Here is a 14965-nt window from a genome sequence, read left to right on the forward strand (position 1 = left end):
CTCCGGCGGCTTGGCTTCGCGCCGCGACGGAACCGCGCCTGGGAAGGCAGGTCTGGGCGCGACGGCCGCCATGCGGCCGGATTCTCGATGGCCGGCCCTGCTTCTCGCCGGTTTCGCCCTATTGACGGGCTCCCCCGCCCAGGCCCTCGACGACGTCCCCGCCTCCGGCTCGAATTTCGGCCGCGTCGGCCTGATCGAGATGCCCAATGCCCGCTTCCGCCTGGACGGCACCATCGAGGCCGGGATCGCTGTGCGGCGCCAGCGCAACTTCTGGTTCGTGAACTTCCAGGCCCTGCCCTTCCTGGAGACCACCTTCCGCATCACCGACCGCCTCAACGGCACCACCGGCCAGGGCACCAGCACAGACCGCGCCTTCGACCTCAAGCTGCGCGTCTGGGAGGAGAATGCCTGGCGCCCGGCACTGGCGATCGGCCTGCAGGACGTGATCGGCACCGGCCTCTACCAGGGCGAGTATGTCGCGGCTTCCAAGCGCTTCTGGTCCGTCGACGCGACGCTTGGGATGGGCTGGGGCCGGCTCGCCACCGGCAACGACATCCGCAATCCGCTGAGCTACAGCAATTCCTACTTCGGCACCCGGTCGCGCAACGTGGGTCAGGGCGGCACGGTGGCGCTGAACAGCCTGTTCCGGGGCCGCAGCGCGGGCATCTTCGCGGGGCTGGAATGGTCGGTGCCGTCCATCCCGACGCCGCTCGGCGCGATCGAGGGGCTGCGCGCCAAGGTCGAGTACTCCGCCGACGCGCTGCGCGACGAGCGCGGCGGCTATCCCGCCCGCACCACGAACCTGCGCGGCGAGGCCGCGAGCCGCTTCAATGTCGGCCTGAACTGGCAGCCCAACCGTCACGTGGATGTCGGACTCTCCTTCGTCCATGGGACCGACCTGCTGCTGCGCGCCTCGCTGCGGCTCGATCCCAACGACCCGCCGGAACTGCCGCGCCGTCCGCCGCCGCCCATGTATCCACGGCCCAGCCCCGTCGCGGAATCCATCGAGCCGCCGGCGCCGCGCCCGAGCTGGCGCGACCGGGTGATGCAGGCTGCCGCCGGCTATGACGGCACGCTGCGCCTCGGCGCCGACGACGCGGAGGGCGAGGCCACGCGCAATGCGGCTCTCGCGCGCCGGCTCTTCCCCGCGCTGCGCGAGGCGGGCTTCCTGCCGATCGCCTTCGACATCAGCGGCGAGGATGCGCGCATCACCGTCTCCGGCGGGCGCTACCGCACGCTGGCGCAGGTGACCGGCCGCGTGGTGCGGGCGGCGCAACCCATCCTGCCGCCGGAGGTGGAGCGCATCCATCTCACCTGGGAGCGCGACGGCGCCGTGGTGGCGCGGCTCGTCACCCTGCGCGAGGCCTTCGAGAACCTGGCCCGCGGGCGCGGCAGCGCAGAGGAGATCCTGCACGCCACACAGCTCCTCCCAGCCTTTTCGGAGCCGCTGAGCGGCAGCGCGATCCGCACCGCGCCGCCGCGCTTCTCCTGGGGGATCGCGCCGACGCTCAACCTCCAGGTCGGTGACGCAAAGACTTCGCTGCGCTGGCAGGGCGGTGTGGCAGCGGGCGGGCGGCTGGAGCTCGGCTGGAACACGGCGGTCGCCGGCAGCGTGGCCCAGGCGATCGCCGGCAACCTCGACGGCGGGCTGCCGAGCGACAGCCTGCTGCCGCATGTCCGCAGCGATTTTGCCCGATATGCCCGGACCGACACGCCGACCATCCCGGCGCTCTATCTGGAGCGGCTCTGGAACCCGGCGCCGGAGGTCTATGCGCGCCTCACCGGCGGCCTGCTGGAGCCCATGTTCGGCGGCATCTCCACCGAGGTGCTCTGGCGGCCCTACGACCGCTCCTGGGCGCTGGGGCTCGACGTGAACTACGTGGCGCAGCGCGACTACCGGCAGCGCTTCGGGTCGCTCGGCTATTCGGTCGCGACGGGGCACGTCTCGCTCTATGCCGACCTGCCGCTGTGGAACCTCTACACGGTGATTCGCGGCGGACGCTACCTGGCCGGCGACTGGGGCGGGACGATCGAGATGGGGCGCCGCTTCGACAGCGGCATCGAGATCGGCGGCTTCGCCACCTTCACCAATGTCAGCCGCCGAGAATTCGGCGAGGGCAGCTTCGACAAGGGGATCTATATCCGCATCCCCTTCGACTTCTTCGGCGTGGGCACGCGCAACCGGGCCTCGGTGAACCTGCGGCCGGTGCAGCGCGACGGCGGGCAAAGGCTCGCGGTGGACAATCCGCTATGGGACGTGGCGCGCGACGGACGCGCGGATGCGCTGCAACGCGGCTACGAATGGTTCGGCCGGTGATCAGGCCCCAGCGGCGTAGCGGTCGATCGCCGCCAGATGGCGGCTGACCTCCCCGTCCGGCAGGAAGGAGCCGAGGAAGCTGTTGCGCGCCAGCGCCACGATCTCCTCCCGCTCCAGCAGCCCCGCCATGGCCCGAAAGTTCTCGTTCACATAGCCGCCGAAATAGGCCGGATCGTCCGAGTTGACGGTGACGCGCAGGCCGCGCCGGAGCATCCGCGCGATGGGGTGGTCGGCCGCGGACTCCACCACCTTCAGGCTGAGGTTCGACAGGGGGCAGACGGTCAGCGTCGTCGCCTGCCGGACCAGCCGCGTCGTCAGATCCTCGTCCTGCAGGGCGGCGTTGCCATGGTCGATGCGGTCGACCTTCAGCACGTCGAGCGCCTCCCGGATGTATTCGGGCGGGCCCTCCTCGCCGGCATGCGCCAGCAGCTTCAGGCCGCGCTCGGCGGCCATCGCGAAGACCCGGGCGAATTTCGCCGGCGGGTTGCCCTGCTCGCTCGAATCCAGCCCCACGCCGAGGATGCGGTCGAGCCAGGGCTCGGCGGCCTTGAGGGTCGCGATCGCATTCTCCTCCGGCAGGTGCCGGAGGAAGCAGAGGATGAGGCGCGAGGTGACGCCGTGCTCGGCCTCGGCCTTCGCCATGCCGGCCAGGAGCCCTCCGACGGCGGTCCCGAAGGGGATGCCCCGGTCGGTGTGCGTCTGCGGGTCGAAGAAGATCTCGGCGTGGACGACCTTGTCCGCCGCGGCGCGGGCGAAATAGGCGCAGGCGAGGTCGTGGAAATCCTCCTCCTCCCGCAGGACGCCGGCGCCCCGGTAGTAGATGTCGAGGAAGTCCTGCAGGCAGGAGAAGCTGTAGGCCGCGCGGACCTCCTCGACCTTGCCGAAGGGGATCTGGATCTTGTTCCGCCGGGCCAGCGCGAACATCATCTCGGGCTCGAGGCTGCCTTCGATGTGCATGTGGAGCTCGGCCTTCGGCAGGCCCGCGATGAAGGCGTCTTTCCCCATCGCGGAAGCCTATCCCGGGGCGTTGCCCGGAAGCCAGGATTGGACTTTTGTTTTGTCGCGGGATTCAGACCTACGGCGCCTTCGCGCCTTCGGTCACCCCGCTCTAGCCCGGAAAGGCCTTCACTTCCGTCTCGACGAAGGCCAGCGGCGCCGTGCCGCCGTTCACCACATTGTGCTCGACGCCGGCGAGGCGTGAATAGGCCACGCCCGCCTTGAGCTCCGCCGTGCTGGTCGTGCCGTCCGGGAACTCGATGTGCAGCGTGCCGTCGTTCATCGGCACGACCACATAGAGCCAGCCGTGCCGGTGGAAGCCGGTCTCCGCGCCGGGCTCGAACTCCCAGCGGATGACGCGCAGCTTGTCGTCGTCGATCAGCGAAACCGGGACGGCAGGCGCACGGCAGCGCAGGGGCTCGGACATGTTGTTACTCCGCGGCCTGGGCGGTGGCGGCCATGCCGGGCAGCGGGATCGCGCCGGTCGCGACCCAGGCGGCCCAGCACTTGTCGGCCGTCGCCTTGTCGAGCGGCAGGTGCGGCGGGCGGATCACGCGATAGCCGTCGTCGCCCGTGCTGCGCGCGATCACCTCGCGCAGGTTGGGGATCAGCGGGAAGGAGGTCGCGGCCTTGCGGGTCGCGGCCAGCATGGCCTGCGCCGCATCGGCCTCGGGACCCGTGCGCTTGGCATAGACGATGCCGCCCCAATGCGAATTGGCGTTGCTCGCCGCGGTGATGCAGCCCGCGCCGCCCTCGGCCAGGATCTTCTGGAGGAACTCGTCGGAGCCCGTGTAGACCTCGAAGCCCTGGTCGGCGAAGGCGTCGATCATCGCCTTCATGTTCGTGTAGTCGCCCGAGCTGTCCTTCACGCCCTTGAACACGCCGGGGAAGGCCTTCAGCAGGCGGCCGATCAGGTCGAGGCTGAAGGGCACCGCCGACTGCTGTGGGAAGTTGTAGAGGTACAGCGCGATGCCCGAGCCGACGCGCTTCGCCACCTCGGAGAAGTAGGCGAAGAGGCCGTCATCCGACGGGCCCTTGTAGTAGAAGGGCGGCAGCAGCAGCACGCCGCGGCAGCCGTGCTGCTTGGCATGCAGCGTGAGCTCGACCGTGTCGGTGAGGCTGGCGCAGCCCGTGCCCGGCATCATGACGCTGGCCGGCACGCCGCGGGCGATCAGCCCTTCCAGGATCTGCTTGCGCTCGTGCAGGCCGAAGCTGTTCGCCTCGCCCGTCGTGCCGAGGATGCCCAGGCCGTTGCAGCCATTGGCCAGCAGCCACTTCGCGTGCTTCGCCATGCGGTCGAGGTCGGGCGCGAGGTCCGGCGTCATGGCGGTGAGGACGGCGGCGTTCACGCCGCCGAACAGGGCATTCTTCATGGCTGGTTTCCTTGGGAAGAGCGAAGGGGCAGTGAGCCGACGGCGGGGCGTGTGCCCGCCCGGCGTGGCCAGTTCCCTGGCCAGGTGGCGATATGGTCCTCGGTGGCGCCGGCCTGGCGCTCGTTGATCACGCGGCCGCGCACGGAGATACCGGCGCGGACGACGCTTTCGGGGTCGCCGGAGAGCAGCGGATGCCAGGACGGCAGGTCCCGCCCTTCGGCGAGCAGGCGGTAGGCGCAGGTGGGCGGCAGCCAGTCGATGCCGCGCAGCCGCGCCGGCGTCAGGCGGATGCAGTCCGGCACGCGGCTCCGGCGGTTGGCGTAGTCGGTGCAGCGGGCCGTCGCGGTGTCCAGCAGCCGGCAGGCGACCTCGGTGTGGTGGAGGCGATCGGTGTCCTCCTCGCGCAGCTTGTGCAGGCAGCAGCGGCCGCAGCCATCGCACAGGCTCTCCCACTCGGCCGATGTCATCGCCTCGAGCGTCTTGGTCTTCCAGAAGGGCAGCGGAGCCGTCACATGACGGGTTTAGCGCAACTCCGCCGGCTGTGAAATCAGCGCCTCGGCGGCGGGGGCGGCGGCAGCGGCGTGCGGCCCACGCTGCCGCGCGAGGCACGGCCCGGCGCAGACGCCGCGGGCAGCGGCTCGGCCACGGGGGCGGCGGCCGGCGCGCCGCCGAAGCGCATGAGCGCGGCGCGCAGCGGGTCGGCGCCCGGATTGTGCACGGCCATGTTCATCACGATGTCGCGCGGCGCCACCTCGCGGCCGTAATAGGCCATGTTCCACTCCGGCTTCGGATCCATCACCGTCCCTTCCAGGGACAGCCCGGCAAAGAGGCCGCGCGAGCGGGAAAAGGCCAGGATGTCGGCGCCGAGATTGGTGGTGGTCGCCGCCTCGACCGAGCCGCCGACATGCGCGACGGCGAGCGAGGCGTCGGCGCCGAAGCGGAACTGGTTCTGGATGGCCGCGTTCATCGCCTTCTCGGTCATGAGCAGGAGCAGCGTCTGGCTGTCGCGGATGCCCGCCTGGAAGCCGATGCTGCCCGAGCCCGTCTGATAGAAGGCCGGCGAGGACCAGGAGCCCGCGGCGTCGCGGCCGACCAGCACGCAGTCGCCGCCCTCGCCGCCGGCGAAGAAGGCGGCGCTGAAGGTGCGGGGGCAGATGAGGGCGCCCCGCGCCCGGCGCAGCACGCTCGCGGCGTCGAGCCGGTCGTTCTCCTCCGTCAGGATCTCCTGCACCGTGAGCGCGGAGCGGTCGACGAGCGCCTGCGGCGCGTTCCCGGTGGGCGCACCCGCGCAGGCCGAAAGCGCCGCCAGGGCGGCCAGGATGACAAGGCGCATGAGCTTCCCCCGATAACCCCAAGCAAACGCGCGATTCTACCTCAGGCTTCACCGTGCCGGAAGGGAAAAGGCTTTGGGCCCCTCCGGAGGGGCTTCGCCGCCTCGGCGCAGCGTCCGCGAAAGCCTTCTTCCACACCGGATCGAAAGCTCGGCACGCCGCCTCAAAGGCCGTTCGGGAATCCCGCCGGCGGAGGATTTGCCGCGGATTTTTCGGGCCCGGAAGACGCCGTGGGAACGACCCGCCGGCACTTCCCGGACGGCCTCTCACGCCAGGTCGATGCCCTGGATGTCGATGGCCACGGCGACACGGTCGAGGATCGGCCGGTTCTCCGCGCCGATGGCATGGACGCGGCGCTTCGTCGGAAAGACCAGCCCATCGAAGGCCTGCGGTTCGCTGGCGTAATTCGCGCTGGATGTCCCGCCCATGATGTCGACGCTGTAGTCCTGCCGGCGAAGGATGCCGGAGGCGTCGAAGTAGAAGACCTGATCGCGGGAATGGCTGGGGATATCCGGGGGGAAGGCGACCTTCAGGCGCCGCCAGGTCTCGCCGTCCTCGTCCCAGGGCGCGATCTCCTCGGCCTGGAATCCCGGAAGCCCGAACAGGAAGGGCGTGGTCAGATAGGTCCACATCGCATAGCCGGAGAAATAGATCAGGTGCTGCGCGTCCCAGCGCGTGGCCAGGGTGTGGCCCTCGAAGGCCAGCCTCGGCGACTCCCGCTGCTCGAGGACCTCGCCGCGGTCGGTCACGATGGCGGTGCGGCCGGGCTCGTATAGGCCGCGCTGGCCCGGCTTGGGGAAGGGCGAGAATTCGGTCCGGGGCCGATGCGGGTCGATCGAGACCTCCGCCGCGGCGAAGACGTCCGGCCAGCCCTTCACATGCCACATGGCGCCGCCGACCGAGATGCGCGCGGTCAGCCGCCGGAGCTGCCGCCACCGCTCCCAGCCGCCATGCGCCGCGACGGCAAGCTCCAACAGATCGCTCATATTCTATCTCCGCTGCTGCCGGCGTCCGACCGGAAGGTTTAAATTTGCAACCTATCGACAGGATGATCGAATGGTTTAAATTTGCAACCCATGGCACAGCACCGACGGCGGAGAATTCGATGAAGGGCAGGAGGACCGATCTGGGCGGAGCCGGCTGCGGGATCGCACGCGCCCTCCAGCTGGTCGGCGACTGGTGGACGCTCCTGATCGTCCGGGATGCCTTCCAGGGGCGTCAGCGGTTCGGCGAGTTCCAGAAGAGCCTTGGCCTGGCGAAGAACATCCTGTCCTCAAGGCTGCGAAAGCTCGTCGAGGACGGGATCTTCCGCATCGAGGCGGACACCGATTCCGCGCCGGGCCACCGCTATGTGCTGACGCCCAAGGGCGAGCAGCTCTACGTCGTCCTCATCGCGCTCTGGCAATGGGGCGAGCAGAATTGCTTCGAGGATGGCGGGCTGACATCCGCCATGGTGGACAGGCTGAGCGGGCAGCCGCTCGCGAAGCTGCAGCTCGCGGCGCAGGATGGACGGAGCCTCGGACCCCGCGATTTCCGCCTGGCCCCGAAGGAGCCAGCCTAGCGCCGGAGATCCTGCCGGTCGGCCGACCCATTCGAGGGCCTGATCCACCCTCCGGTGATTCCACCTGCGGCGACCGGGCCCTAATCCACGTCGGGCAGGATCCAGGGCTCCTCGTTCACCGAGACCACGCGCCAGTCGGCGCCGTGCTTCTCCAGCCGGGTGAGCGACAGGTTCTTGATCGAGAAGGTCAGCGCCTGGTGCGCGTCGAGGTCCAGCGCATGGGCCAGGGCCGCGCGGATGCTGCCGCCATGGGCGACGATCACGACATCCTCGCCGGCACGGGCCTCGGCCAGGCCTTCCATGACGGGCGCCACGCGCGCGCGCAGGTCGTCGAAGCTCTCGCCGCCGGGCGGGCGCTCGACCGCGGCGTGCGGCCAGAAGGGGTGCGCAGGGTGGCGCAGCCGCTCGACCAGCGCCTCGTGGCTGATGCCCTGCCACTCCCCCAGCGACTGCTCGGCGAGGTGGGGCTCGATCGCCAGCTCCTGCTCCGGATAGCCGGCCGCGAAGATGGCCGCCGCCGTGGCCTGGGTGCGGACCAGCGAGCTCGCGACCCAATGCGCCGGGCGCGGCAGGCGGGCGGCCAGCCAGCGGTAGAGCGCCGCCTCGCCCTTCAGCGACACGTCGCAGAGCGGCACGTCCATGTTGCCGTAGAGCGTCGCGCGGGCCGTGGCCTCGACGAGCGCATGACGGATCAGAAAGAAGCGGGCCGGTTCCATGGCCGATGCGTGTAGCGGCGCGGCCCACATGCCGCCAGGGACGACGGGTCGCGTCAGACCCGCGCTTGTGGCGGCTCGATCCGGGCTGATAGCCATTCCGCATGCAGATCGTGAAGCTGTTCCGCGACCGCCGCTTCCTCGTCATGCTCGCGCTGGGCTTTTCCGCCGGCGTGCCGCTGCCGCTGACGGGCTTCGTGCTGCGTCAGTGGTTCTCGGAGGCGGGACTCTCGCTCACCGCGATCGGCTTCACGGCGCTGATCGGCCTCTCCTATTCGCTGAAATTCCTGTGGTCGCCGGTGATCGATCATGCGCGGCCGCCGATCCTGGCCCGGCTGGGGCGCCGGCGCGGCTGGCTCGCGACCATCCAGCCGCCGCTGATCCTGTCGATCCTGGCGCTGGGCCTGACCGACCCCACGCAATCCGCCGTGCTGACGGCGGCCGTCGCTGTGGTCGTGGCCTTCCTCTCGGCCAGCCAGGACATCGTGGTCGACGCCTACCGCATCGAGATCCTCGAGGAGGAATCCCAGGGCTACGGCTTCGCCTGCTACGTCTGGGGCTACCGCTTCGCGCTGCTGGCGGCGAGCGGCGGCGGCCTGGCGCTGGTGGCGGTGATCGGCTGGTCCGGCACCTTCGCCTATTGCGCGGCGCTGGTCGGCATCGGCTTCGTCGCCACCCTCTGCGCGCCGGAGCCGGCCGCGGCGCCGCCCGAGCCCATGGGCTGGGCCCAGCGGATCCGGACGGCCGTCATCGATCCCTTCGCCGACTTCATGAAGCGCCGCTACTGGCTGGCGATCCTGCTCTTCGTCGGCCTGTTCAAGCTGGGCGAGGCGCTGGCCGGCATCATGACCGCGCCCTTCTACCGCGAGATCGGCTTCACGCGCGGCGAGGTCGCGGCGGTGGGCAGCGTCTTCGGGCTCGTCATGATGCTGGTCGGCGTGCTGGCCGGCGGTTGGTTCGTCTCGCGCATCGGCACGGGGCGGGCGCTGGTCATCACCGGGCTAGCGCAGATGCTGTCCAACCTGATGTACGTGGCGCTCTATTCCACGGGGCGGGACATGGCGATGCTCTACGCCCAGGTCGGCGTGGAGAACTTCACCGACGGGCTCGCAGACGCGGCCTTCGTGACCTATCTGACCGCGCTCACCAACCGTGCCTTCAGCGCCACCCAATACGCGCTCCTTTCCTCGCTGGCGGCGGTGCCGCTGCGCTTCCTCGGCGGGTGGTCGGGGCAGCTGGCCGAGGCGATGGGGTGGCGCAACTTCTTCCTGCTGACGACGGCGGCTGCGTTGCCCGCGCTGTGCATCATGCTCTGGCTGCTGAAGCGCCTGCCGCCGCCGCCGCGAAACCTCCCTCCCGCTCAACCGATGGCCCTCGCAGCATGAACAACGCCTTCTGGCTGACCCCCCTGCTGCTCGTCGGCAGCAATGTCCTGATGACCTTCGCCTGGTACGGGCACCTCAAGGCGCCGGCCTGGCCCATGTACGTGGCCATCCTGGTGAGCTGGGGCATCGCCTTCTTCGAGTATTGCCTCGCCGTCCCGGCCAACCGCATCGGCTACGGCACCTTCACCGGCCAGCAGCTCAAGGTCATGCAGGAGGTCATCACCCTCGGCGTCTTCGCCGTCTTCAGCGTGACCTTCCTGGGCGAGCAGCTCCGCTGGACCTATTTTGCCGCCATGGGCTGCCTGATCATGGCCGTCATCTTCATCTTCCTGCCCGTCGACTGAACCCACCACGGTCACAGTTATTCACAGCTTCTTCGCATTCGCGGGACTTGCGACACGGGATTCGGCTCGCCTAGCCTACCGGTGGTGGTGAATCGCATGGCGCACCCCAATCCCTGGGCCTTGGGGGAGGTCCGAGGGGGCGACGCGCGGCATCGGGCGGTCACGCCCCGTCACTCGTGAGTCCGGCCCGCCCGGGGCATGGCTCGCGCACCCAACCGGGCCCATAGGGGAGTGCCACATGTCCGGAATGCTGGCAGAGGTTGCTGACGACGAACGCGCAACCAACCCGCTCGACGTGCTGGAACAGATCGTCATCGCCAATGAATGGATGTTCGAGCGACGCTCGGACGGCGAGATGGCGGCGGAAGCGCCGGGCAAGTGGTGCAACTATACCCTCTTCTTCTCCTGGTCGCCCGAGATCAGCGCCATGCACTTCTCCTGCGCCTTCGACGTGAAGGTGCCGGACCAGCGCCGCGGCCCACTCTTCGAGCTGCTGGCCCTGGCCAACGAGCGCCTCTGGATCGGCCATTTCGGGCTGGAATCCGACGAGGGCGTGCCGGTCTTCCGCCATGCGGTGCTGCTGCGCGGGGCGCCCGGCGCCTCGGCGGAATCGCTGGAGGACATGGTCGACATCGCCATCACCGAATGCGAGCGCTTCTTCCCCGCCTTCCAGTTCGTCCTCTGGGGCGGCAAGGCGCCGGGCGAGGCGCTGGAAGCCGCGATGCTCGACTGCGTGGGCGAAGCCTAGGTTGCGCGCGCAGACGCCGGGCGTGCGGCTCGCGCGCCTGGCCTCGCAGATCCGGCAGGCCGCCCGGGTCGCGAAGCAGGAGGCCGCGCGAAGGCGGCCGCGCAGTCCCAAGCTGGGGCGCTGGCGGGGACGTTAGGTCACGGGGGCTTTGCCCGTTGTCTCCGCTTCGCGCCCCCTCAGCAAGAACCTCATGTTCTTGCATCTCCGAAACGAATATGGGTCCAGGGAACGTGTTCCATGGCGAGGAGCGCGAGGGGGCGGAGCCCTCTCGCTTCGCCCGCGCGATCTTCTAGACTGCGGCAAAACCGACAGGAATCGCCGCTGATGTCCCTCCCCCCTCTCCTCCTCATCGGCTGCGGCAAGATGGGCGGCGCCATGCTCGCCGGCTGGCTGGAGAAGGGCCTGCCGCCGGAGACCGTCGTGGTCGAGCCGCATGCGGCGGCGGTGTCCGCCTTCGCCGGCCGCGTCCGCCATCTCGCCGGCATCGCCGAGATCCCCGCGGGCTTCGCGCCGGCCGCCGTCATCCTCGCCACCAAGCCGCAGGAGGCGCCGAACGCCCTGCCGGCCCTGGCGCATCTCGTCCGGCCGGAGACGGTCTTCCTCTCCATCATGGCCGGCAAGACGGTCGCGGGCATGCAGAAGCTCCTGGGCGGCGCGCCGCACATCGTGCGCGCCATGCCCAACACGCCGGCGGCCGTGCGGCTCGGCTTCACGGTGGCCTGTCCCGGACCGGGCGTGACGGCCGCCCAGCGCGAGCTCTGCGACACGCTGCTGTCAGCCGTCGGCGAGGCCGCCTGGGTGGAGCAGGAATCGCTCATCGATCCCGTGACGGCCGTCTCCGGCGGCGGCCCGGCCTATGTCTTCCTGCTGGCCGAGGTGATGGAGAAGGCCGCCATCGCGCAGGGACTGCCGCCCGACCTCGCGCGCCGCATGGCCCGCGTGACGGTCGCCGGCTCCGGCGCGCTGCTGGCGGCGAGCACGGAGGACGCCTCCACGCTCCGCGTCAACGTGACCAGCCCGAAGGGCACGACCGAGCGCGCGCTGGCCGTGCTCATGCGGCCGGAGAACTGGCCCGCCATCATGGAGGAGGCCATCGAGGCCGCGACCGCCCGCTCGCGCGAGCTCGCGGGGTGAAGGCCGCCGTCGCCACCATCGGCTTCACGAAGACGACGGCGGAAAATTTCTTCGCGCGGCTGAGGAAGGCGAAGGTGAAGCGCGTGATCGACGTCCGGCTGCACAAGACCTCGCAGCTCGCGGGCTTCGCCAAGGCGGACGACCTCGCCTATTTCCTGAAGACGATCAACGGCATGGACTACACGCCCGAGCCCAGCCTCGCGCCGACCGAGGAGCTGATGAAGTTCTTCAAGACGGACAAGGGCGACTGGACCGTCTTCGCGCGCGACTTCTCCGCGCTGATGAAGGAGCGGAAGATCGAGAAGGCGCTGCAGCCCTCCCTCTTCGACGGCGCCTGCCTGCTCTGCTCCGAGGCGACGGCGCATCGCTGCCACCGGCGGCTGGTGGTGGAGTATCTGAACCGGGAATGGAACGGCACGCTCGAGGTCGAGCACCTCTGATCCGCCGTCACGGGCGCGGCCTGGAGAGCCTCCTCCGCAGCGCCTGGCCGAGCAGCCGGGCCAGCGTCGGCGGATCGTCCAGCAGGTAGCGGCGCCAATAGCGCTTCGGGTCCATCATGAGCTGGTAGGGCGATTCCAGCCCGGCGCGCTGCATCCAGCGGGGCGCGCGCGGCAGCGTGCCGGACAGCGTGTCGAAGACGCCGCCCACGCCCATGGCCACAGGCCCACCGACCGCGAGGAGGTTGCGCGCGATCCAGGCATCCTGCTTGGGCTGGCCGAGCGCGAGGAACAGCAGGTGCGGCGCGAAGGCGCGGATCCGGGGGATCAGCTCGGCATCCTCCGATCCCTCCCCGGTCTCGGTGAAGCGTCCGCCGTCCGTGCCCATGACGCGCAGGCCCGGATGCTCCGCCTCCAGCCGGGCCGCGAGGCTCTCCGCGACGCCGGGCGCGCCGCCCAGCAGGAACATCCGCAGGCCCCGGCGCCGTCCCAGCGCGAGGCACTCGCGCATCAGGTCGTGCCCCGTGATCTGCTCCGGCACCGCCTCGCCCGCGCCACGGAGGAGCCACAGCAGGATGCGCCCGTCGACCAGGGCCATGTCGGCCCCGTTGATCACAGACCGGAAGAAGGGCTTGCGGCGGGCCAGCGTCAGCAGGTTGAGGTTGATGGTCATGACCTGCAGCGGCTCGCCGGCCAGGCAGGCGCGCTCGATGCGGGACATGACCTCGGCCAGGCCGATCGAGGTCAGGAAAAGCCCGTCCAGCTCGACCCGGCGGCTGGCGGGGCCGCCGACCGGCATCACGCGGCCCGGGCCAGGACCTGGCCGCGGATGATGCCCGGCGGCGCGGCCTTGCGGGCGGTGTCCAGCTTCAGGACGGGCGCCCGGCTCCAGTCCAGCCCTGCCACGGCGCTGCCGACATCGACGAAGTCGAACTCGCCCAGCATCCGGCGCAGCTTCCCGAAGGCGCCGCCCAGGCCGACATAGGATTTGAACCGCCGCGCCCGCGACAGCCCTTCCACGACCGGCTGCCCAGCGTCGAAATCCCGCGGATGGAAATAGGTCATCACGTAGTCGGACCGCCGCAGTTGCTGCCGGATCACGGGATAGGGCAGCAGCCGGAAATAGCCGCCGCCGCTGAAGACAACGTCCCGCCCCAGGAAGCGGCCCAGGTTCAGCGGCAGCTCCTTCAGCCGTCCCGTCGGCAGGTCGATCCAGGAGGGTCCACGGACGAAGCCGGCATAGCCCCCATGCGCCCGCGACGCCGGAAAGATCGAGCAGTCGACCTCGATCCCGTTCGCGAGGAGAAGGTCGAACGCCCATGCGCTGGCCGGCGTGATCGAGAAGCCCGGCGCGCGGTAGATGCGCACCGGCTTCGCGGTGAGGGCCTCGAGCAGGCCGATGGACCGCTTCAGATCCTCCTCGAACTCCCGCGGCGACTGCTCGTAGACCAGCTGGTGCGCCTGGGAATGCGTGCCGATCTCGTGCCCGGCCGCGTCGATGCGGCGGATCAGCTGCGGGTACTTCTCCGCGATCCAGCCCAGGCAGAAGAAGGTGGCCTTCGTGCCGCGCGCGCCGAGTTCCTCGAGGATCCGCTCGGTGCCCCGCTCCACGCGCGACTCATAGGCCGCCCAGCTTGCGGGCGATCGCGTGGTCGGCACGTCTAGCAGGTGGAACCAGTCCTCGATGTCGAAGGAGAGGATGCGCGTGCTCATGCGCCGCGCTCGCGGAAGACCACGGCGATGCCGTTCCAGATGATCCGGAGGTCGTGCCGCAGCAGCTGCCAGGAGGAGGAGGTGCGGTAGGCCTCGGCATATTCGAAGTCGCCGCGCGGGTCGCCGAGCGCCTTCGTGCCCTTCTGCGCCTGGCCGCGCCCCAGCAGGCCGCCCTTGAGGAGCAGGCGGGTCACGTTCCCCTGGGCGAGGTCGCGCTCGTAATGGTGCCAGGCCAGCGGCCGCGGGCCGACGAAGCTCATGTCGCCCTTCAGGATGTCCCAGAGCTGGGGCAGCTCATCCAGATAGAGGGCCTTCACGAAGCGCCCGACATAGGTGCGGCTCTCCGGCGACCACTCCTTGGCGAAGGCGTGCCAGCTGCCCTGCGCGGCCAGCACGGGGTCGATCTCGGTCATCCGGATCTGGCGGATCTTGTGCTTGCGGAACCGCCGGCCGGCGCTCGACGCGATGTAGCTGTAGACCAGCGGGCCCCGGTTCCGCGGGATGAGCCATCCCTCGATCAGGTTCGCCAGGTACAGCGCGAGCCCGACGGGCGACAGGGCGACCAGGGCCGTGGCGGCGACGGTCCGGTCGAAGGCCAGCTTGGCGGGGCGGTCCGGCAGGGGTTCCCGCAGGGCGAAGAGCTCGGAGAATTCCTGGCGGAGGGCGGCATCCGGCGGCCGGCAGTGAAAGGCCTGGGGAGGCTCGGGAGGGAGGTCCGCCGAGCTGAACGCCACCGTTGTCGACATATCGATTCCCTTCCCGGTCACGCCGGGCGGGCATGCAACCCATCGGCGCTGTGGCCCGAAGGTTACGTTCACTTTAACATATCGTCAATCAATTTTTATACAATTTGTCGCGTGCGTTTCAAATCGAGCCCGAATCGAGACTCCCTTCATATGGAAAATTATAAAAT

The 14965-nt window shown here is 69.8% G+C and carries 17 protein-coding genes; 7 read left to right on the forward strand and 10 right to left on the reverse strand.

The window, feature by feature from the left end:
• The first annotated feature begins 121 nt into the window (after positions 1–121).
• On the forward strand, positions 122–2317 hold the full coding sequence (locus AC1ROY_RS14370; protein WP_493149526.1) for a YjbH domain-containing protein: 2196 nt from the start codon (positions 122–124) through the stop codon (positions 2315–2317).
• Here AC1ROY_RS14370 and AC1ROY_RS14375 read toward each other — a convergent pair whose 3' ends face one another.
• The 6 genes from AC1ROY_RS14375 to AC1ROY_RS14400 all read right to left on the reverse strand — a co-directional run bounded on the left by AC1ROY_RS14375 (position 2318) and on the right by AC1ROY_RS14400 (position 7003).
• Positions 2318–3322, reverse strand: coding sequence for an adenosine deaminase (locus AC1ROY_RS14375; RefSeq protein ID WP_493149527.1), 1005 nt, complete (start codon positions 3320–3322; stop codon positions 2318–2320).
• A gap of 103 nt (positions 3323–3425) precedes the next feature.
• Positions 3426–3740: a cupin domain-containing protein gene (locus AC1ROY_RS14380; RefSeq protein WP_493149528.1), complete on the reverse strand. Its 315-nt coding sequence runs from the start codon at positions 3738–3740 to the stop codon at positions 3426–3428.
• A gap of 4 nt (positions 3741–3744) precedes the next feature.
• Positions 3745–4686 (reverse strand): dihydrodipicolinate synthase family protein, encoded by a 942-nt coding sequence (locus AC1ROY_RS14385; RefSeq protein ID WP_493149529.1) that lies wholly within the window; start codon positions 4684–4686, stop codon positions 3745–3747.
• Positions 4683–5198 carry a YcgN family cysteine cluster protein gene (locus AC1ROY_RS14390; protein ID WP_493149530.1) on the reverse strand — a complete coding sequence of 172 codons (516 nt, stop codon included), beginning with the start codon at positions 5196–5198 and terminating at the stop codon, positions 4683–4685. Before AC1ROY_RS14390 ends, AC1ROY_RS14385 begins: the two co-directional genes overlap by 4 nt.
• A gap of 35 nt (positions 5199–5233) precedes the next feature.
• The gene (locus tag AC1ROY_RS14395) at positions 5234–6019 is read right to left on the reverse strand and encodes a lipid-binding SYLF domain-containing protein (RefSeq protein WP_493149531.1); all 786 of its coding nucleotides are present in this window, start codon (positions 6017–6019) and stop codon (positions 5234–5236) included.
• A gap of 264 nt (positions 6020–6283) precedes the next feature.
• Entirely contained in the window at positions 6284–7003 is a 720-nt protein-coding gene (locus AC1ROY_RS14400; RefSeq protein ID WP_493149532.1) for a hypothetical protein, read from the reverse strand.
• A 119-nt stretch (positions 7004–7122) separates the two neighbouring features.
• Between AC1ROY_RS14400 and AC1ROY_RS14405 the strand changes: the two genes are divergently transcribed.
• On the forward strand, positions 7123–7578 hold the full coding sequence (locus AC1ROY_RS14405) for a winged helix-turn-helix transcriptional regulator (protein WP_493149533.1): 456 nt from the start codon (positions 7123–7125) through the stop codon (positions 7576–7578).
• 80 nt (positions 7579–7658) lie between these two features.
• On the opposite strand, the gene AC1ROY_RS14410 is transcribed toward AC1ROY_RS14405, so the two are convergent.
• Positions 7659–8294 (reverse strand): histidine phosphatase family protein, encoded by a 636-nt coding sequence (locus AC1ROY_RS14410; protein ID WP_493149534.1) that lies wholly within the window; start codon positions 8292–8294, stop codon positions 7659–7661.
• Positions 8295–8395: 101 nt separating this feature from the next.
• Between AC1ROY_RS14410 and AC1ROY_RS14415 the strand changes: the two genes are divergently transcribed.
• The 5 genes from AC1ROY_RS14415 to AC1ROY_RS14435 all read left to right on the forward strand — a co-directional run bounded on the left by AC1ROY_RS14415 (position 8396) and on the right by AC1ROY_RS14435 (position 12342).
• Positions 8396–9676 carry an AmpG family muropeptide MFS transporter gene (locus tag AC1ROY_RS14415; RefSeq protein ID WP_493149535.1) on the forward strand — a complete coding sequence of 427 codons (1281 nt, stop codon included), beginning with the start codon at positions 8396–8398 and terminating at the stop codon, positions 9674–9676.
• Positions 9673–10020 carry a DMT family protein gene (locus tag AC1ROY_RS14420; RefSeq protein WP_493149536.1) on the forward strand — a complete coding sequence of 116 codons (348 nt, stop codon included), beginning with the start codon at positions 9673–9675 and terminating at the stop codon, positions 10018–10020. Before AC1ROY_RS14415 ends, AC1ROY_RS14420 begins: the two co-directional genes overlap by 4 nt.
• Before the next feature lie 247 nt (positions 10021–10267).
• Positions 10268–10768 (forward strand): type III secretion system chaperone family protein, encoded by a 501-nt coding sequence (locus tag AC1ROY_RS14425; protein WP_493149893.1) that lies wholly within the window; start codon positions 10268–10270, stop codon positions 10766–10768.
• A 324-nt stretch (positions 10769–11092) separates the two neighbouring features.
• On the forward strand, positions 11093–11902 hold the full coding sequence (proC, locus tag AC1ROY_RS14430; RefSeq protein ID WP_493149537.1) for a pyrroline-5-carboxylate reductase: 810 nt from the start codon (positions 11093–11095) through the stop codon (positions 11900–11902).
• The gene (locus AC1ROY_RS14435) at positions 11899–12342 is read left to right on the forward strand and encodes a DUF488 domain-containing protein (protein ID WP_493149538.1); all 444 of its coding nucleotides are present in this window, start codon (positions 11899–11901) and stop codon (positions 12340–12342) included. The genes proC and AC1ROY_RS14435 overlap by 4 nt, the downstream gene beginning before the upstream one ends.
• Positions 12343–12349: 7 nt before the next feature.
• On the opposite strand, the gene AC1ROY_RS14440 is transcribed toward AC1ROY_RS14435, so the two are convergent.
• From AC1ROY_RS14440 to AC1ROY_RS14450, 3 genes are read right to left on the reverse strand one after another with little or no spacing between them, the layout of a single operon-like run.
• Positions 12350–13138, reverse strand: coding sequence for a WecB/TagA/CpsF family glycosyltransferase (locus AC1ROY_RS14440; RefSeq protein WP_493149539.1), 789 nt, complete (start codon positions 13136–13138; stop codon positions 12350–12352).
• Positions 13138–14052, reverse strand: coding sequence for a polysaccharide deacetylase family protein (locus tag AC1ROY_RS14445; RefSeq protein WP_493149540.1), 915 nt, complete (start codon positions 14050–14052; stop codon positions 13138–13140). Before AC1ROY_RS14445 ends, AC1ROY_RS14440 begins: the two co-directional genes overlap by 1 nt.
• On the reverse strand, positions 14049–14798 hold the full coding sequence (locus AC1ROY_RS14450) for a sugar transferase (protein WP_493149541.1): 750 nt from the start codon (positions 14796–14798) through the stop codon (positions 14049–14051). The genes AC1ROY_RS14445 and AC1ROY_RS14450 overlap by 4 nt, the downstream gene beginning before the upstream one ends.
• Positions 14799–14965 lie beyond the last annotated feature (167 nt).

This window comes from Roseococcus sp. GW821-FHT12F05 (assembly GCF_058806835.1).